At 55.6% G+C, this 18639-nt stretch carries 12 protein-coding genes, 2 tRNA genes and 3 rRNA genes; 16 read left to right on the top strand and 1 reads right to left on the bottom strand.

Annotated elements, in window-relative coordinates; translation table 11 throughout:
* Positions 1-27 precede the first annotated feature (27 nt).
* From A8C75_RS17435 to A8C75_RS17385, 11 genes are all read left to right on the top strand, one after another.
* Positions 28-678, top strand: coding sequence for a YfgM family protein (locus A8C75_RS17435; protein WP_067385361.1), 651 nt, complete (start codon positions 28-30; stop codon positions 676-678).
* Entirely contained in the window at positions 679-1827 is a 1149-nt protein-coding gene (gene bamB / locus A8C75_RS17430; protein WP_067385359.1) for an outer membrane protein assembly factor BamB, read from the top strand. It begins immediately after the preceding gene.
* Positions 1828-1898: 71 nt separating this feature from the next.
* Positions 1899-3329, top strand: a complete 1431-nt coding sequence (gene der / locus A8C75_RS17425) for a ribosome biogenesis GTPase Der (protein WP_067385354.1) — start codon at positions 1899-1901, stop codon at positions 3327-3329.
* Complete coding sequence (gene murI / locus A8C75_RS17420) at positions 3326-4183, top strand: glutamate racemase (protein ID WP_067385352.1); 858 nt, start codon at positions 3326-3328, stop codon at positions 4181-4183. The genes der and murI overlap by 4 nt, the downstream gene beginning before the upstream one ends.
* 668 nt (positions 4184-4851) lie before the next feature.
* Positions 4852-6392 (top strand): 16S ribosomal RNA (locus tag A8C75_RS17415).
* 131 nt (positions 6393-6523) lie between these two features.
* Positions 6524-6600, top strand: a tRNA-Ile gene (locus A8C75_RS17410).
* Between the two features lie 306 nt (positions 6601-6906).
* Positions 6907-6982: transfer RNA gene (locus tag A8C75_RS17405), tRNA-Ala, on the top strand.
* A gap of 220 nt (positions 6983-7202) precedes the next feature.
* A 23S ribosomal RNA gene (locus A8C75_RS17400) occupies positions 7203-10091 on the top strand.
* A gap of 182 nt (positions 10092-10273) precedes the next feature.
* Positions 10274-10389, top strand: a 5S ribosomal RNA gene (gene rrf, locus A8C75_RS17395).
* The 16S, 23S and 5S rRNA genes sit together here with 2 tRNA genes alongside, the layout of an rRNA operon.
* Positions 10390-10773: 384 nt before the next feature.
* Positions 10774-11028, top strand: coding sequence for an FAD assembly factor SdhE (locus A8C75_RS17390; RefSeq protein WP_067385350.1), 255 nt, complete (start codon positions 10774-10776; stop codon positions 11026-11028).
* The gene (locus tag A8C75_RS17385) at positions 11012-11455 is read left to right on the top strand and encodes a protein YgfX (protein ID WP_067385346.1); all 444 of its coding nucleotides are present in this window, start codon (positions 11012-11014) and stop codon (positions 11453-11455) included. The genes A8C75_RS17390 and A8C75_RS17385 overlap by 17 nt, the downstream gene beginning before the upstream one ends.
* On the opposite strand, the gene nadB is transcribed toward A8C75_RS17385, so the two are convergent.
* Positions 11424-13034: an L-aspartate oxidase gene (gene nadB, locus A8C75_RS17380; RefSeq protein ID WP_067385343.1), complete on the bottom strand. Its 1611-nt coding sequence runs from the start codon at positions 13032-13034 to the stop codon at positions 11424-11426. The genes A8C75_RS17385 and nadB overlap by 32 nt on opposite strands.
* 259 nt (positions 13035-13293) lie before the next feature.
* Between nadB and rpoE the strand changes: the two genes are divergently transcribed.
* From rpoE to lepA, 5 genes are all read left to right on the top strand, one after another.
* On the top strand, positions 13294-13881 hold the full coding sequence (gene rpoE, locus A8C75_RS17375; protein ID WP_067385341.1) for an RNA polymerase sigma factor RpoE: 588 nt from the start codon (positions 13294-13296) through the stop codon (positions 13879-13881).
* 46 nt (positions 13882-13927) lie between these two features.
* On the top strand, positions 13928-14776 hold the full coding sequence (locus A8C75_RS17370; protein ID WP_067385339.1) for a MucB/RseB C-terminal domain-containing protein: 849 nt from the start codon (positions 13928-13930) through the stop codon (positions 14774-14776).
* The gene (locus A8C75_RS17365) at positions 14777-15211 is read left to right on the top strand and encodes a SoxR reducing system RseC family protein (protein WP_067385337.1); all 435 of its coding nucleotides are present in this window, start codon (positions 14777-14779) and stop codon (positions 15209-15211) included.
* A 24-nt stretch (positions 15212-15235) separates the two neighbouring features.
* The gene (locus A8C75_RS17360) at positions 15236-16633 is read left to right on the top strand and encodes a DegQ family serine endoprotease (protein ID WP_067385335.1); all 1398 of its coding nucleotides are present in this window, start codon (positions 15236-15238) and stop codon (positions 16631-16633) included.
* A gap of 197 nt (positions 16634-16830) precedes the next feature.
* On the top strand, positions 16831-18630 hold the full coding sequence (lepA, locus tag A8C75_RS17355; protein WP_067385333.1) for a translation elongation factor 4: 1800 nt from the start codon (positions 16831-16833) through the stop codon (positions 18628-18630).
* Positions 18631-18639: the final 9 nt, after the last annotated feature.

Raw genomic sequence — 18639 nt, 5'->3', positions numbered from 1 at the left:
GGGCATAGGGAGTCGTACGTGGCTGAGATGCGCACAGAAGAGGAACAGGTAGAAGCGCTTAAGCGTTGGTGGCAGGAAAACGGCAAGACCTTGCTGTTGACCCTTGCTATAGCGCTGGCGCTGGTGTTTGGCTGGCGTACCTGGCAGGACCGCCAGGCGACAGAGGCCGCGAATGCCTCGGCGATGTATCAGAGCCTGGTAGAGGCCGTGAGTCTGTCCCTGGCCGCCGAAGGCACCGACGCTCAGGTTGCGACGGCGGAGCATCTGGCGGCAGGCCTCAAGGCTGACTACGAAGGCAGTGCCTATGCAGCACTGGGTTCCCTGCTGATGGCTCGCGTGGCGGTCGAGCAGGGCCAGCTGGATGAGGCTCTGGTTCAGCTTGAGTGGGTATTGAGTCATGAGCCGAGCGATGCTCAGCGCACAGTTGCCATCATGCGCAAGGCGCAGATTATGGGGCAGCAGGGTCAGGCGAGCGAAGCGCTGGCATTGCTGGATGCACTGGAACCTGGCAGCTTTGAGGCCAGCTACCAGGAGCTGCGCGGTGACCTGCTGCTGTCCTCCGGTAAAGCGATAGAAGCGCGGGATGCCTATCGTCTGGCGGCCCAGGCCGCGGAAACCGCGGGTGTGCGTCCGCTGCTAACCATGAAGCTCGAAAATCTCACGGCTGAGGAAGGTTAAATGAACAAGCTGTTCCGTGTTCTGGCGGCGGGTGCGCTGGTTGCGTCCGTGAGCGGCTGCAGCCTCTGGAGTTCGAATGATGAAGTCGAACCTAATGAGCTGGTCGATTTCAAATCCGAGCGTTCGGTGGATGTCGTTTGGAGTGCTCGCGTGGGCTCTGGCCTTGGCAAGAAGTACCACCAGTTTGCACCGGCGTCCGATGGTGTGCGCATCTATGCGAATGACGCCGAGGGTACGGTAGCGGCGTTTGATCTTGCGACCGGCAAAAAAGTTTGGGAAGTCGAACTCGAAACAGCGCTGGGCGCGGGTACCGGTGTAGGCCCTGCCTCTGTGGTAGTGGTCACCGAGTCGGGTCTGGTTATCGCGCTGGACAGCAGCAGCGGCCAGGAACTCTGGCGTCGTCAGGTGTCCTCCGAAGCCGTGGCGCCGGCGCAGCTTAACCGTGATCTGGTGGTGGTACAGCTGGTCAATGGCAAGGTGACAGCGCTGGATACGACCTCGGGCGAGCATCGCTGGACCTACGACAGCCAGGTGCCGAGCCTGAGCCTGCGGGGTACGGCGGCGCCTATCGTTGCGGCGGATGTCACTTTCGCAGGCTTTGCCAGCGGCAAGCTGGCGGCGCTGACCAACAGCAATGGCAACATGCTGTGGGAACAGCGCATTGCCGAGCCGCAGGGTCGTTCCGAGCTGGAGCGCATGGTAGACATCGATGGCCGCCCGTTACTGGCTAATCAGATGCTCTATGTGTCGAGCTACCAGGGGCGCCTGGTGGCGATCAATCCGTTTGATGCGCAGATTCAGTGGGCCCGCGACAGCTCAAGCTACCGCACGCCGGCTGCAGGCTTCGGCAATGTGTATGTCGTAGAAGCCAATGATCATGTGCAGGCCTACGATGCGAGCAGCAGCGCCAGCGTCTGGTCTCAGCCGGCGCTGGAAAACCGCACTGTGTCAGCGCCTGCGGTGCTGGGAAATAATTTGGTGGTAGGCGACGTGGAAGGTTATCTGCACTTCATGTCGCAGGTTGATGGCCACTTTGTCGCACGCTATCGCGCCGACTCAAAAGGCGTAGTGGGCGACATGCTCGCGATTAATGATGTGCTCTATGTATTGGGTAATGACGGCCGTTTGCTGGCATTACGCTTAAACTGAGCATGAGTGATTTTCACAGGCGGCTATTTGCGTTTGCGACTAGCCGCCGTTTTCGTTGTGGTAAATAGAGAATGGTACCGGTTATAGCGCTCGTGGGCCGACCCAATGTCGGCAAATCTACACTTTTTAATCGACTGACACGCTCGCGGGACGCATTGGTGGCCGATCTGTCGGGCCTGACCCGTGACCGCAAATACGGCGAAGGCAAGGTCGGTGGTGCACGGTTTATCGTTATCGACACCGGCGGCATCAGTGGCGACGAGGAGGGTATTGACTCCCTGATGGCCAAGCAGTCCCTGATGGCGATCGAAGAGGCAGATATCGTTCTGTTTCTGGTGGACGGTCGTGCCGGCCTGAACCCGGCCGACGAGATGATTGCCGATCATCTGCGCCGCTCCGAGAAGAGCTGCTACCTGGTGGTCAACAAGACCGATGGTCTGGATCCCGATGTCGCTATTTCTGACTTCTTTGGTCTGGGTCTGGGGCAGCCGTTGCCGATCGCGGCGTCGCAGAACCGCAGCGTGACGCTGCTGATCGAGGAAGTGCTCAGCGAGTTGCCTGAGCAGGAAGCCGACGTACTGCCGGAAGAATTCAAGTTCAGTACCCGGATCGCGGTGGTCGGACGGCCCAATGTGGGCAAGTCAACACTGGTGAACCGCATGCTGGGTGAAGACCGTGTGGTGGTCTTCGATCAGGCTGGTACCACCCGCGACAGTATTTATATTCCCTACGAGCGTGATGGTGAGCCTTACATCCTGATCGATACCGCCGGTGTGCGTCGGCGCAAGAATATCACCGAGGCGGTAGAGAAATTCTCGATCATCAAGACGCTGCAGGCAATCGAAGATGCCAATGTGGTGGTCTGCGTGATCGATGCCCGTCAGGGCGTGACTGATCAGGATCTGCACATGCTGGGTTTCGTGCTCGATGCCGGCCGCTCGCTGGTGATTGCACTGAACAAGTGGGATGGCATGCTCGAAGAGCAGAAGCTCAAGGTCAAGGAGCAGATTCAGCGTCGGCTTGAGTTCGTCGACTTTGCCCGTTTTCACTTCATCTCGGCGTTGCACGGCAGTGGTGTGGGTGAGATGTATCGTTCGGTTGATGAAGCCTATGTCAGTGCCATGGCCAAGTGGCCGACGAACCGCCTGACCCGCCTGCTTGAAGATGTGGTGGCGGAGCATCAGCCGCCCATGGTGAATGGTCGTCGTATCAAGATGCGTTATGCCCACCAGGGGGGCTCGAACCCGCCCATTATTGTGGTCCACGGTAATCAGCTGGATAACCTGCCGGCGTCCTATAAGCGTTACCTGCAGAACAAGTTCCGTCAGGTACTTGGCATCAAGGGCACGCCGGTGCGATTTGAGTTCCGCGTCGGTGACAACCCGTTTGAGGGTCGCCCGAATCAGCTGACTCCTCGTCAGCTCGCCAAAAAACAGCGCTTCAAGTTGCATGTGCAGGACTTGAAGAAAGAGAGCAAGCGCAAATCGCGCAAGAAAAAATGAGCGAACAGGAAGAGCGTCGGCGTCTGCCTATAGGTGTGTTTGATTCGGGTGTCGGCGGTCTGACGGTGCTGAATGAGTTGCGCCGCCAGCTGCCCTGTGAAAATCTGATCTATCTCGGGGATACCGCGCGGGTGCCCTATGGCACCAAAAGTTCGCTTTCGGTTACGCGCTATGCGGAACAGGCGGCGCGGTTGCTGATCGAGCGCAAGGTCAAACTGCTGGTGATCGCCTGCAACACCGTATCAGCGGTGGCAGTGGAGCCGCTGCGTCTGCGCTTTCCCGGTGTTCCGGTCATCGGCGTGGTTGAGCCGGGGGCTGAAGCCTGCTGTGCGCAAACCCGTAACGGTCAGGTGGGGGTCATCGCCACCGAGAGTACCGTAAACAACCAGGCCTATCAGAAGGCGATCATGTCGTTGCGCCCGGATATCAGAATCCGGGCCCAGGGCTGTTCACTCTTCGTGTCTCTGGCCGAAGAGGGCTGGCATGAGGGGGGGTTGGTCGAGCAGATAGTCGCACGCTGCCTGGCGCCACTGCTGGATGAGGCGCAAGGGGATTCGGGCATCGATACTCTGGTGTTGGGGTGTACGCACTTCCCGGCACTTAAGGGTGCAATTGCCAAAGTGGTGGGGCCGGATGTCAGTCTGGTGGACTCGGCGGTGACGACCACGCGTGTGGTCAAGCAACAGTTACTGGAAGCTAACCTGATGCGAGAGGGTGATACGCCTGGGCATGTGTCCTTTCTGGTCACCGATGGGCCTGAGCGCTTTGTGCGCGTAGCGTCCTACTTCTTTGAAGGGCCCGTGAACGCGGCGCAGGTTGAGCTGGTTGATCTGCAGCATTATGTTGTCGCCTGAGGGCGGTTCTGTGAATGCAATGTTTCTGGTCTTCGAAATATGCACTTTTCCTGCTCTTGGGCTGCCGGATTAATAATAGCCATGAGTCTTGGGCTCTGATTGTCTGTTTATCAATCAGCGCGTAATGATTTAAATGTACACAGCTGGTTATTGAGTAATCTATATCACCGTCGATAAGCCGGTTTAAGCTTTAATAAGCCCCTTTTTGCACTTATTCGTTATTAATTTCAAAGGGGCTGTTGACTCTGATCGGGGGCAATGTAGAATGCGCACCTCGCTTAGGGAAAGCGGCTTTAACAGCCACCGAACAGAGCGAGCAAGTCGGAAGTAAGTGGTTGATTTTCAAGTGTTTAGCTTGATGAATCGGCCGGCAGTATCGGCTTGTGAGTCACTCGTTTTTCTCCTCGGCTTCGGTCGGAAATGTTGAAAAAAAAGAGTTGACTTAAAACACCGAGACGCTAGAATATGCGCCTCACTTGAGACACGGGATCAGCGGCAACGATCCTTGAGTCCAAACGCTCTTTAACAGATTGATCAGATAATTCGTGTGGGCGCTTGTCAGGATAAGGCTGATAAATAGCTTTATCAAGGTAAGCAACCCTAATGTGAATTCATTTAAGTTGTTATAGCTTGAGTCAGAATTATCGATACTTCGGTATCTTGATTTAAAACTGAAGAGTTTGATCATGGCTCAGATTGAACGCTGGCGGCAGGCCTAACACATGCAAGTCGAGCGGTAGAGAGAAGCTTGCTTCTCTTGAGAGCGGCGGACGGGTGAGTAACGCGTAGGAATCTACCTGGTAGTGGGGGACAACATTCGGAAACGGATGCTAATACCGCATACGCCCTAAGGGGGAAAGGAGGGGATCTATTTATAGACCTTTCGCTATCAGATGAGCCTGCGTAGGATTAGCTAGTTGGTAGGGTAAAGGCCTACCAAGGCGACGATCCTTAGCTGGTCTGAGAGGATGACCAGCCACACTGGGACTGAGACACGGCCCAGACTCCTACGGGAGGCAGCAGTGGGGAATATTGGACAATGGGGGCAACCCTGATCCAGCCATGCCGCGTGTGTGAAGAAGGCCTTCGGGTTGTAAAGCACTTTCAGTGGTGAGGAAAGGGTAGCGGCTAATAACCGTTACCTGTGACGTTAGCCACAGAAGAAGCACCGGCTAATTCCGTGCCAGCAGCCGCGGTAATACGGAAGGTGCGAGCGTTAATCGGAATAACTGGGCGTAAAGCGCGCGTAGGTGGTTGAGTCAGTCAGATGTGAAAGCCCCGGGCTTAACCTGGGAACTGCACCTGATACTGCTTAACTAGAGTACGGTAGAGGGCAGTGGAATTTCCTGTGTAGCGGTGAAATGCGTAGATATAGGAAGGAACACCAGTGGCGAAGGCGACTGCCTGGATTGATACTGACACTGAGGTGCGAAAGCGTGGGTAGCAAACAGGATTAGATACCCTGGTAGTCCACGCCGTAAACGATGTCGACTAGCCGTTGGGAGACTTGCTCTCTTAGTGGCGCAGCTAACGCAATAAGTCGACCGCCTGGGGAGTACGGCCGCAAGGTTAAAACTCAAATGAATTGACGGGGGCCCGCACAAGCGGTGGAGCATGTGGTTTAATTCGACGCAACGCGAAGAACCTTACCTACTCTTGACATCCAGAGAACTCGCTAGAGATAGCTTGGTGCCTTCGGGAGCTCTGAGACAGGTGCTGCATGGCTGTCGTCAGCTCGTGTTGTGAAATGTTGGGTTAAGTCCCGTAACGAGCGCAACCCTTGTCCTTATTTGCCAGCACGTAATGGTGGGAACTCTAAGGAGACTGCCGGTGACAAACCGGAGGAAGGTGGGGACGACGTCAAGTCATCATGGCCCTTACGAGTAGGGCTACACACGTGCTACAATGGCCGGTACAGAGGGCTGCAAACCCGCGAGGGGGAGCCAATCTCACAAAACCGGTCGTAGTCCGGATCGCAGTCTGCAACTCGACTGCGTGAAGTCGGAATCGCTAGTAATCGTGGATCAGAATGCCACGGTGAATACGTTCCCGGGCCTTGTACACACCGCCCGTCACACCATGGGAGTGGGTTGCACCAGAAGTAGCTAGTCTAACCTTCGGGAGGACGGTTACCACGGTGTGGTCCATGACTGGGGTGAAGTCGTAACAAGGTAGCCGTAGGGGAACCTGCGGCTGGATCACCTCCTTAAACGACATGGCTTGTTCTGGCATAGCGTCCACACGAATTATCTGATCAAACGTTAAAGAGAGCGAAATATTCGCGGGGATAACCTGTGGATAAAAGAGCTTGTAGCCGCAAGGCTAAGAGCTTGACGATGTAGGCTTGTAGCTCAGCTGGTTAGAGCGCACCCCTGATAAGGGTGAGGTCGGTGGTTCAAGTCCACTCAGGCCTACCAATTTTACAGGTTTGAAAATTGATGTAGATCGATGGATTAGAGCGCACCCCACTCTTTATGATAAAGAATGGGTGATGTCGGTACTTCAAATCCACTCAGGCCTACCAAATTTCCGGCAGGAAAGTTGTAGTAGCTCAGCTGGTTAGAGCGCACCCCACTCCCCATGATAGAGAATGGGTGAGGTCGGTGGTTCAAGTTCACTCAGGCCTACCAGTTTTCCGCAATATTGCGAAAACTTGGTGATCTGTACGGTGGTCAAGTCCGCCAAAAGCCAGTGGCCTAGTCTTCTGGTGTATACCCGGTTCCGGGGCTATAGCTCAGCTGGGAGAGCGCCTGCTTTGCACGCAGGAGGTCTGCGGTTCGATCCCGCATAGCTCCACCATTTAAAAGAAAGCTGTAAGTCATAAGTTGCACACCGATCACGGTTTGAAGCTTATCGCTTAAAGCTGTCAGCTCGAAGCTTATCGCTTCAAGCTTGCTTTATCGCTCTTTAACAATATGGATTCGAATTAATTCGAGATATGTCTTGTACTGTAGTACAAGCGCCAATGGCGAAAAATCTTATCGAACTCTCGTCCTTACCAGACGCCTTCGGGTTATATGGTCAAGTGACGAAGCGTGCACGGTGGATGCCTTGGCAGTCAGAGGCGACGAAAGACGTGGTAGCCTGCGAAAAGCTTCGGGGAGGTGGCAAACAACCTTTGATCCGGAGATGTCTGAATGGGGAAACCCACCCAGTTTACTGGGTATCTTTTAGCTGAATACATAGGCTTTAAGAGGCGAACTCGGGGAACTGAAACATCTAAGTACCCGAAGGAAAAGAAATCAATTGAGATTCCCTTAGTAGCGGCGAGCGAACGGGGATTAGCCCTTAAGTTGGTTTGGTGTTAGCAGAAGGCGCTGGAAAGTGCCGCCGTAGTGGGTGATAGCCCCGTATGCGAAAACGCCTTATCAATGAAAACGAGTAGGACGGGACACGTGTTATCCTGTCTGAACATGGGGGGACCATCCTCCAAGGCTAAATACTCCTGACTGACCGATAGTGAACCAGTACCGTGAGGGAAAGGCGAAAAGAACCCCTGTGAGGGGAGTGAAATAGACCCTGAAACCGTGTACGTACAAGCAGTGGGAGCGGTTCTTGAGACCGTGACTGCGTACCTTTTGTATAATGGGTCAGCGACTTAATTTCAGTAGCAAGGTTAACCGTCTAGGGGAGCCGTAGGGAAACCGAGTCTTAATAGGGCGTTTAGTTGCTGGGATTAGACCCGAAACCGGGCGATCTATCCATGGGCAGGTTGAAGGTTGAGTAACATCAACTGGAGGACCGAACCGACTACCGTTGAAAAGTTAGCGGATGACCTGTGGATCGGAGTGAAAGGCTAATCAAGCCCGGAGATAGCTGGTTCTCCTCGAAAGCTATTTAGGTAGCGCCTCATGTCTCACCACCGGGGGTAGAGCACTGTTTCGGCTAGGGGGTCATCCCGACTTACCAACCCGATGCAAACTCCGAATACCGGTGAGTGCAATCATGGGAGACACACGGCGGGTGCTAACGTCCGTCGTGAAAAGGGCAACAACCCAGACCACCAGCTAAGGTCCCAAAGTTATCACTAAGTGGGAAACGATGTGGGAAGGCTCAGACAGCTAGGAGGTTGGCTTAGAAGCAGCCACCCTTTAAAGAAAGCGTAATAGCTCACTAGTCGAGTCGGCCTGCGCGGAAGATATAACGGGGCTAAGTGATACACCGAAGCTGTGGATGCCATTTATGGCATGGTAGAGGAGCGTTCTGTAAGCCGTTGAAGGGAAAGCTGTGAGGCATCCTGGAGGTATCAGAAGTGCGAATGCTGACATGAGTAACGATAATGGGGGTGAAAAACCTCCACGCCGGAAGACCAAGGTTTCCTATCCAACGCTATTCGAGGTAGGGTGAGTCGGCCCCTAAGGCGAGGCAGAAATGCGTAGTCGATGGGAAGCAGGTTAATATTCCTGCACCGGCGGTAACTGCGATGAGGGGACGGAGAAGGCTAGGCGAGCGCAGCGTTGGTTGTCTGCGTTTAAGGATGTAGGTTGGGGGATTAGGCAAATCCGGTCCCCCTTAAGACTGAGATCTGATGACGAGGTTCTTAGGAACTGAAGTCGTTGATGCCACGCTTCCAGGAAAAGCCTCTAAGCTTCAGGTTACCGCTGACCGTACCCAAAACCGACACAGGTGGTCAGGTAGAGAATACCAAGGCGCTTGAGAGAACTCGGGTGAAGGAACTAGGCAAAATGGTGCCGTAACTTCGGGAGAAGGCACGCTCCTGATGGTGACCCCCTCGCGGGGTGAGCTGTTGGGAGTCGAAGATACCAGGTGGCTGCGACTGTTTATTAAAAACACAGCACTCTGCAAACACGAAAGTGGACGTATAGGGTGTGACGCCTGCCCGGTGCCGGAAGGTTAATTGATGGGGTTAGCGCAAGCGAAGCTCTTGATCGAAGCCCCGGTAAACGGCGGCCGTAACTATAACGGTCCTAAGGTAGCGAAATTCCTTGTCGGGTAAGTTCCGACCTGCACGAATGGCGTAACGATGGCCACACTGTCTCCACCCGAGACTCAGTGAAATTGAAATAGCTGTTAAGATGCAGTTTACCCGCGGCTAGACGGAAAGACCCCGTGAACCTTTACTATAGCTTCACAGTGGACTTTGACATTACTTGTGTAGGATAGCTGGGAGGCTTTGAAGCGTGGACGCCAGTCTGCGTGGAGCCAATCTTGAAATACCAGCCTGGTACTGTTGAGGTTCTAACTCTGGACCGTAATCCGGTTCGAGGACATTGTGTGGTGGGTAGTTTGACTGGGGCGGTCTCCTCCCAAAGAGTAACGGAGGAGCACGAAGGTACCCTCAGCATGGTCGGAAATCATGCATTGAGCGCAAGAGTAGAAGGGTGCTTGACTGCGACACTGACACGTGGAGCAGGTACGAAAGTAGGTTCTAGTGATCCGGTGGTTCTGCATGGAAGGGCCATCGCTCAACGGATAAAAGGTACTCCGGGGATAACAGGCTGATACCGCCCAAGAGTTCACATCGACGGCGGTGTTTGGCACCTCGATGTCGGCTCATCACATCCTGGGGCTGAAGCCGGTCCCAAGGGTATGGCTGTTCGCCATTTAAAGTGGTACGCGAGCTGGGTTTAGAACGTCGTGAGACAGTTCGGTCCCTATCTGCCGTGGGCGTTTGAGATTTGAGAAGAGTTGCTCCTAGTACGAGAGGACCGGAGTGAACGAACCTCTGGTGTTCCGGTTGTCACGCCAGTGGCATTGCCGGGTAGCTACGTTCGGACGGGATAACCGCTGAAAGCATCTAAGCGGGAAGCCCCCTTCAAGATGAGATCTCACTGGGGCCTTGAGCCCCCTAAAGGGCCGTTTAAGACTAAGACGTTGATAGGCGGGGTGTGTAAGCGCTGCGAGGCGTTGAGCTAACCCGTACTAATTGCCCGTGAGGCTTGACCATATAACGCCCAAGGCGTTTGGTTGCCTGCTCCGACTGAAAAGAACGAGCAGGCGAAAAGCACGAGAGAGACGAGATTGACGCATTGGCACGAGCTTGTGCTGCAGACAAGACATAATCGAATTAAGACACGTCGCGACAGGCCACAATCTGTCGAGGCCAGAATCCATAGTGTACAAGTTTTGCTTGGCGACAATAGAGCTGTGGAACCACCTGATCCCATCCCGAACTCAGTAGTGAAACGCGGTATCGCCGATGGTAGTGTGGGGTTTCCCCATGTGAGAGTAGGTCATCGCCAAGCATTTAATAACGGAAACCCCGGTCTCGATGAGGCCGGGGTTTTTCCGTATGGGATAATGACTGGCGATGACCCTCACATGGGGACGGTAGACAGCGCCGCTCGCGGCCGTCCTGCCATGTGATAGTAGGGTCAAAACGGGACTTGTCGAAGCGCAGCTTTGACCCGGTTTGACGACCGCAGCATACTTGTCTGCGGGACGGCTCGCCAGCGAGGCGCCAAGTATTTATTCAACGAAAACGCCTCGACCTTCGGTCGGGGCTTTTTTGTATGTGGAATTTGAAAATCCGTGATTTTCGCACAGGACATTTAAAGGCATGGGTTGCTGCCTTGTGACTTAAGTGATAAAACGCCTGCATCATTCACACTAAGAGTATTTAGAGCCCTATGTACAGTGACGAGGATATTCGACGTCTGAGATGGCAGAGTCGGCGCGGCATGCTTGAACTGGACGTTCTGCTGGTGCCTTTTGTTGACGAGGCCTTTAGTCAGTTGCCGCTGGAGGATCAGCTAAGGTTTGAAAAGCTGCTCGCCTGTGAAGACCAGGATTTGTTTGTCTGGTTTATGCAGCGTGAGGTTGCGGCCGACCCTGAGATTGCCCGGATGGTGAAGATGATTCTGGACCGTGTTCAGCCCGCTTGAAGTTACGCTCAAGCCGTCGCGCATGCTCTGGTGGCTGCAGCTATCAAGCCACCTCACACTTGTCGTGCTGCTTGCACTTTCGGTACTCCCGTCCTCTCTGATTCTGTGCCTGGCTGTTGTTGCAGGGCTGAACCTCTGGCTGAGTTACCGTCAGCGCAGGGATGCTGTACAGGCACTGCGCTGGGATGCGGACCTGCATACTGTTGCGCTCTATGAGGCGGAGCAGGGCTGGGTGACGGTCGATACGCTGGAGTCGGTGCTGGCCTGGCGCTGGCTACTGATATTGAGAGTTCATGCCGGTGGCCGACGGCGGCGGCTGGTACTCTTGCCTGACAGTGTAACTGCCGATGCCTTCAGGCGCCTGAGTGTGATCGCCAGGCTTGCGCCTTTGCAGCTCAGTGCACCTGATCAGGCCACTCGTAGTTAACCGGCGTCAGAATGGTGTCGCGTGCCTCGGGGGCAAGATCCGGATAATCGAGGGTGTAATGCAGGCCCCGGCTTTCGGTGCGCTGCATGGCTGAACGAATAATCAGGTCTGATACCAGCGCGAGATTGCGCAATTCCAGCAGATCCCGGGTGACGCGGTAGTTGCTGTAATACTCGGTGATTTCCTGCTGCAGCAGATCGACGCGGTGCTTTGCCCGCTGCAGTCGCTTGTTGGTTCTAACAATACCCACATAGTCCCACATGAAGCGACGGAGCTCTTCCCAGTTATGGGAGATGATAACGTCTTCGTCGGAGTCGGTGACCTGGGATGAGTCCCAGGCCGGTACGCTAATGCTGCTGTCCGGCGATATCGTCTGGCTGGCGGCGATGTCGGTCGCAACCGCGCTGGCGAACACCAGGCATTCAAGCAGGGAGTTGGAGGCAAGCCGGTTGGCGCCATGCAGGCCGGTGAAGGCCGTTTCGCCGATCGCATAGAGCCCGGGGATATCGCTGCGCCCGCGGATATCGGTCACGATGCCGCCACAGGTGTAGTGGGCGGCGGGCACTATGGGAATGGGCTGGCGTGTGATGTCGATACCCAGCTCCAGACACTTGGTGTAAATGGTCGGAAAGTGACCCTTGATGAAGTCGGACGGCTTGTGGGAAATGTCGAGGTAAAGGCAGTCACAGCCCAGGCGCTTCATTTCGTGGTCAATGGCTCTGGCGACGATATCGCGCGGTGCCAGTTCGCCGCGCTCATCAAAGCGCAGCATAAAGCGTTCGCCATCCGGCAGCAGCAGGTGACCGCCTTCTCCGCGCACAGCTTCGGAAATCAGAAATGACTTGGCCTGCGGGTGGTACAGGCAGGTGGGATGAAACTGATTGAACTCCATATTGGCAACCCGGGCGCCTGAGCGCCAGGCCATGGCGATACCATCTCCGGAGGCTCCGTCCGAGTTGCTGGTGTAGAGATAGGCCTTGGATGCGCCACCGGTGGCGAGTACGACCTGACCGGCCCGGAACAGCTGTACCTCGCCGGACCCGCTGTCCAGGACATAAGCGCCAACACAGCGATTGTTTGCCAGGCGGAGCTTTTCACGGGTAATAAGGTCAACCGCGATGCAGTTTTCAAACAGCGTTATATTGCTGGCAGACTGGGCCTGCTGAATCAGGGTTTCCTGTACTGCTCTGCCGGTTGCATCGGCGGCATGGATAATGCGTCTGTGGGAGTGGCCGCCCTCCTGGGTCAGGTGCAATTGGCTGTCTTCGCGGGTAAAGGGGACGCCCTGCTCAATCAGCCACTGGATGCTGCGAGTGCCCTGGGTCACCGTATATTCGACCGCCTGCTGGCGACTCAGGTCGGCGCCGGCGATCATGGTATCAGCGTAGTGGGCCTGGGTCGTATCGCCTGCATCGAGCACGGCAGCAATGCCGCCCTGGGCCAGCCAGGTAGAGCCGGAGGTCAGCTGTCCCTTGCTCAATACAGCGACGCTCAGGTGCGTGGGAAGCTGTAAAGCCAGTGTCAGGCCAGCCGCTCCGCTGCCAATGATCAAAACGTCATGGATATGTTCGCTGGTCATGCTTAACCCTGAGAGCCGTAGTGCGGGATGCCAAACAGCAATTATGCAATGCAGGGGCTGCCTGCGTGAACCTTTTGTGTCGTTTGACGGGAAATTTTTCCGATTCGGTCGGAACTAACCATTCACCCCAGGTTCATATTGTTTAGCTTGCGATACCCGGCTCTTGAGAGGTTGCAATGACGTAGTCGGCACAGCCATACTCACGTCATTAAATCCCCTGCAGTAGGGGAAGTAGTACCTTGGAACATAAGGATCTGGAGTGTCAAACGAGAGTCAGAGCGCGATTGACGGGCAGCTGGTGAAGCGTGTGCAGGCGGGTGACAGTCGAGCTTATGATCTGCTGGTAAAAAAGTACCAGCACAAGATCATTGGCCTGATTGGGCGTTATGTGTATGACCACCACGAAGCGCTGGATGTATCCCAGGAAGCTTTCATCAAGGCTTACCGTGCCTTGCCGAAATTCCGTGGTGATAGTGCCTTTTATACATGGTTGTACAGAATTGCCATTAATACGGCCAAAAATCACCTGGTTGCCAAAGGGCGCCGTCCACCGGATGTTGATGTGGCGGTGGAGGATGCACATTATTTTGGTGGAGACAGTCAGCTCAAGGATATCGAAACGCCCGAGAACAACCTTTATCGGGATGAGCTTGAAGCCATCGTTAAACGTGTGTTGGATAAATTGCCCGAAGACCTTCGGGTTGCGCTGACGTTACGCGAGTTCGATGGTTTAAGTTATGAAGATATCGCCAATGTCATGGATTGCCCGGTGGGAACGGTTCGTTCCCGTATTTTCAGGGCGCGAGAGGCGATCGATAAAGAGATAGTGCCTTTTCTGGCGGAGTGACGGAGAGCTGCCGGGAACATGACGAGAATGTGTTTGAGGGAAAACCATGAGTGATGAGTTCAACGATACCCTGTCGGCGCTTGTGGACGGTGAAGCCAATGACTTTGAAACGCGTCGGCTGCTGTCTACGCTGGATGAGAAGCCGGCGATGGGTGAAAAGTGGCGCCGTTACCACCTGACACGCTCAGCCCTCAAGGGCGAGCGCGATACGGTGATTACTGATATCAGTGCCGGTGTGATGGCGCAGATAGCCAGTGCTGATGTGGGGCCGCTGCTGGATACAGGAGAATTCGATGCCGAGCAGGAAACGGCTCCCCGCAAGATCGAAGCCGGGCGTTACTGGAAGCCGCTGATCAGCATGGCCACGGCCGCCTCCGTGACGGCAGTGGTCATTTTGGGTGTGCAGGGCTTCAATGCTGAGCCGATAAACACGGTTGCCAGCAGCCAGCCGCAATACCTGTTGCCGTCGGTGAGCAGTTCCGCCGATTTCGTGCGGGCCCGCTATGGGCACGAGAGTGGTTATGCCGCCCAGGGAGCTCCGCAGGCGGATGTGATTCGACTGTCACGCGGGCTTGAGCGCTACATCGATCAGCATCAGCATATGCTTGGCGTCAAAGAACCAGGCTGGCGAGCTCAGTGGTTGCCGGATGGCTTTACCAAGGTGCGTCATGAAGTGATGCCCGATGCTGAAGTGATGCTGTTTTCCGATGGGCGTCATTCGGTATCCGTTTGCATCGAACCGTTCGGGCGTCAGACGGTTGCCGCCGGCGCTGCGCAGTCCAAGGACATGATCGCGGTCGGAAAACGTCGCGGTGATGACTTCGTGACGGTTGTGGGTGATGTGCCGCTGATGATTGCGGATCGTATTGCCGCTTCAGTTCAGGTCAGCCAGTAAATGCTGCAGGAAGATGCTGTTGTGGTGGCTGTGGATGGCGAAGGTATCTGGGTTGAGTCCGATCGCACAGGCACCTGCCAGAGCTGCAGCGCCAGCAAGGGATGCGGCCAGCGTGTACTGGCAGAATATGCCAGCAAGCGCAGCGAACGTCTGCTGATTGATAACCCGCATGGCCTTGTGGCGCGCGTAGGTGACAGGGTCAGTGTCGGCATCGAGGAAGGCAGTTTTCTGCAAGCCTCGGTGCTGCTCTATACCCTGCCTCTTGTCCTGCTCTTTCTGGGTGGATACCTGGGATCCTTTTACGGTGTGTCCGAGTTGCCCTCGGTTATTGGCAGCTTCTTTGGTCTGGCAGCGGGTTTGTTGCTGGTCAGGGGCGCCGGGCAACGTCTGGCGCGCTCCTGTCGTTACCAGCCTGTACTGATGAATATTATCTAGTGTGCCCTCAAAAGGTCTGAATCCATGCAGTCAATGAAAGTAGTACTCAGCATTCTGTTGTGTCTGGTATGGTTGCCTGCGCATGCCGAATTGCCTGACTTCAAAAGTCTGGTGAAGGAGGCGGCGCCTGCAGTGGTCAATATCAGTACGGTACCCAAAGAGAAGACCGGCCAGGCGTCTGCGCTCAATCCGTTCGAGGGGCCTGATGCGGAGCAGATTCCTGAGATGTTCAAGCATTTCTTCAAGCAGTTGCCGGAGCTGGGCGAGCAGCCGCGTCCCGCGCCGCGCTCGCTGGGTTCCGGTTTTGTCATCAGTAAAGACGGTTACATTCTTACCAATCATCATGTGGTCAAGGGAGCTGGCAAGGTGCTGGTACGCCTCAGTGACCGGCGCGAGCTTGAAGCCCAGGTGATTGGCTCGGACGAGCGAGCGGATGTGGCGGTGCTGAAAATTGATGCGACCGGGTTGCCCTTTGTGCGTATTGGTTCGTCGGAGGCGCTGGAAGCGGGTGAGTGGGTTCTTGCCATTGGCTCGCCCTTTGGCTTTGACCATTCAGTGACCGCAGGGATCGTCAGTGCCACCGAACGTGCACTGGCCAACGAGTCCTACGTACCTTTTATCCAGACTGATGTGGCGATCAATCCGGGTAACTCCGGTGGTCCGCTGTTTAACCTCAATGGCGAGGTTGTCGGCATAAACTCACAGATTTACACCCGCTCAGGCGGTTTTATGGGGCTGTCGTTCGCTATTCCAATTGATGTTGCCATGGATGTTGCCGAACAGCTCAAGACCCAGGGTCATGTCACTCGTGGCTGGCTGGGTGTGATCATTCAGGAAGTAAGCCGAGATCTCGCTGAGTCCTTCGGTCTCGACAAGCCTGCCGGTGCCCTGATTGCAAAAGTATTGCCGGGTAGCCCCGCCGAAAAGTCAGGCTTCATGGAAGGCGATGTGATTTACCGCTTTGATGGTCGGGATATCGATTTGTCGTCGGACCTTCCGCCGCAGGTTGGTCGCATCAAGCCCGGGGAGTCCGTACCTATTGATATAGTGCGCAACGGCAAGCATGAGCGGCTGGATGTCACTATAGAGGCACTGCCTGAAAACAGCGATCAGCTTGCCGCATCCGGCCGTGCCGATGAGCTGGTGAGCAATCGCCTTGAGCTGGTTGTCGGCGAGCTGGATACCGAGCGCAAGGAAAAGTGGAATCTGCGTTCAGGCGTGGTAATACGCGCGGTTAACCCTGGCGCCGGCGCGGATGCGGGGCTCGTGGTTGAGGACGTCATTACCATGGTAAACGGAGAGGTGATCGAGAGTGTGACTCAGTTTGAACAGGCGCTGGAAAAGCTTCCAGTTGACCGGCCGGTGCCTCTGCGCATCGTGCGTCGGGGAAGCCCGATGTTTATTCCGCTCAAACTCGAGTAAATAAAGACAGGGGGCCATCCGGCCCCCTGTTTCGTTCTGGCTGTCGATTAGAGCTCTGAGCACAGAGCACTGTGCCTGTGCAGGGCACTTCCCTGGCGCGTGCATTCGATAGCCGCGCTGCGGTAAATACGGTAAACTTCGTCGCTTTGAATTATCGCCCTAACATCCAGGGTCAGCTGATCCCGAGTATCCTACACGTGAGCAATCTCGATCATATTCGCAACTTCTCCATCATCGCCCATATCGACCATGGTAAATCGACCCTGGCTGACCGCTTCATTCAGACCTGTGGTGGCCTGGCTGAGCGTGAAATGGCCGCGCAGGTTCTGGACTCAATGGACCTGGAACGTGAGCGAGGCATTACGATCAAGGCCCAGAGCGTTACGCTCAAGTACAATGCCCTGAACGGCGAGACCTATCAGCTGAACTTTATCGACACCCCCGGACACGTTGACTTCTCGTACGAAGTGTCCCGTTCCCTTGCTGCCTGTGAAGGTGCACTGTTGGTAGTAGACGCAGCTCAGGGTGTGGAAGCGCAGTCTGTGGCCAACTGTTACACCGCGCTGGAGCAGGGTCTGGAAGTGCTGCCCATCCTGAACAAGATGGACCTGCCCCAGGCCGAGCCTGAGCGTGTGCGCGAAGAGATCGAAGAAGTCATCGGTATTGATGCCAGTAATGCTGTTGCCTGCTCGGCCAAGAGTGGCATGGGCGTTGGTGATGTGCTGGAAGCCCTGATCACACATATTCCGCCGCCGGTTGGTGACCTGGACGCACCGTTGCAGGCGCTGATTATTGACTCCTGGTTCGACAAGTATCAGGGCGTGGTCTCCCTCGTGCGGGTCAAGCACGGTGTGCTGAGGCGCAAGGAAAAGGTACTGGTCAAATCCACCGGGGTGTCCTACCCGGTTGATCAGGTGGGTATTTTTACCCCCAAGCAGACACCGACAGATGCGCTCAAGGCGGGTGAAGTGGGTTATATCATCGCCGGCATCAAGGACATCCACGGCGCGCCGGTCGGCGATACCCTGACCCACGCCAAGACGCCGGATACGCCAATCTTGCCGGGATTCAAGAAGGTTCAGCCGCAGGTCTACGCCGGGCTCTTCCCGACGGATGCGGATGATTACCAGGATTTCCGTGACGCCCTCGACAAGCTGACGCTCAATGATGCCTCGCTGTTCTTTGAGCCTGAAACCTCTGATGCCCTGGGCTTCGGCTTTCGCTGCGGCTTCCTTGGCATGCTGCACATGGAGATCATTCAGGAGCGACTGGAGCGTGAGTACGACCTCGATCTGGTCACCACAGCCCCCACGGTTGTGTACGAGCTTGAGCTCAACACCGGTGAAGTCGTACACATCGACAGCCCGTCCAAACTGCCGGATCCCGGCTCAGTGCGCGAAATGCGTGAGCCCATCGTTGAAGCCAACATCCTGGTGCCGCAGGAATTCCTCGGCCAGGTTATCGGCCTCTGCGTGGAAAAACGCGGGACTCAGAAAAACATGCATTATGTCGGTCGGCAGGTGCAGGTGAAATATGAATTGCCCATGGCGGAGGTCGTACTCGACTTCTTTGACCGACTCAAGTCAGTCAGCCGTGGCTATGCATCGCTCGAGTACAACTTCATTCGCTTTGAAGCAGCCCGCCTGGTGCGCATGGATATTCTCATCAACGCCGAGAAGGTTGATGCGCTGGCGGTGATTCTGCACAAGGATAACGCCGAGTATCGTGGCCGTCAGTTGTGCGAAAAGATGAAGGAGCTGATTCCGCGGCAGATGTTCGATGTCGCGATTCAGGCGGCGCTCGGCGGCAAAATTATTGCCCGCAGTACGGTGAAGGCGCTGCGCAAGAACGTACTGGCCAAGTGCTATGGCGGCGACGTGAGCCGCAAGAAAAAACTGCTCTCCAAGCAGAAAGAAGGCAAAAAACGCATGAAGCAGGTCGGCCGGGTCGAGATTCCGCAGGATGCATTCCTTGCCGTACTGAAAGTTGACAGTTAAGGACAGACG

It is taken from the genome of Marinobacterium aestuarii (assembly GCF_001651805.1).
Classification (GTDB): domain Bacteria; phylum Pseudomonadota; class Gammaproteobacteria; order Pseudomonadales; family Balneatricaceae; genus Marinobacterium_A; species Marinobacterium_A aestuarii.
This window is presented reverse-complemented; position numbering and strand designations above follow the sequence as displayed.

Coding starts and splice junctions, on each gene's coding strand:
- nadB (WP_067385343.1), bottom strand. CDS start 13,034: ATGACCAGCGAACATATCCATGACGTTTTGATCATTGGCAGCGGAGCG.
- A8C75_RS17365 (WP_067385337.1), top strand. CDS start 14,777: ATGCTGCAGGAAGATGCTGTTGTGGTGGCTGTGGATGGCGAAGGTATC.
- A8C75_RS17370 (WP_067385339.1), top strand. CDS start 13,928: ATGAGTGATGAGTTCAACGATACCCTGTCGGCGCTTGTGGACGGTGAA.
- murI (WP_067385352.1), top strand. CDS start 3,326: ATGAGCGAACAGGAAGAGCGTCGGCGTCTGCCTATAGGTGTGTTTGAT.
- A8C75_RS17390 (WP_067385350.1), top strand. CDS start 10,774: ATGTACAGTGACGAGGATATTCGACGTCTGAGATGGCAGAGTCGGCGC.
- der (WP_067385354.1), top strand. CDS start 1,899: ATGGTACCGGTTATAGCGCTCGTGGGCCGACCCAATGTCGGCAAATCT.
- bamB (WP_067385359.1), top strand. CDS start 679: ATGAACAAGCTGTTCCGTGTTCTGGCGGCGGGTGCGCTGGTTGCGTCC.
- A8C75_RS17360 (WP_067385335.1), top strand. CDS start 15,236: ATGCAGTCAATGAAAGTAGTACTCAGCATTCTGTTGTGTCTGGTATGG.
- A8C75_RS17435 (WP_067385361.1), top strand. CDS start 28: ATGCGCACAGAAGAGGAACAGGTAGAAGCGCTTAAGCGTTGGTGGCAG.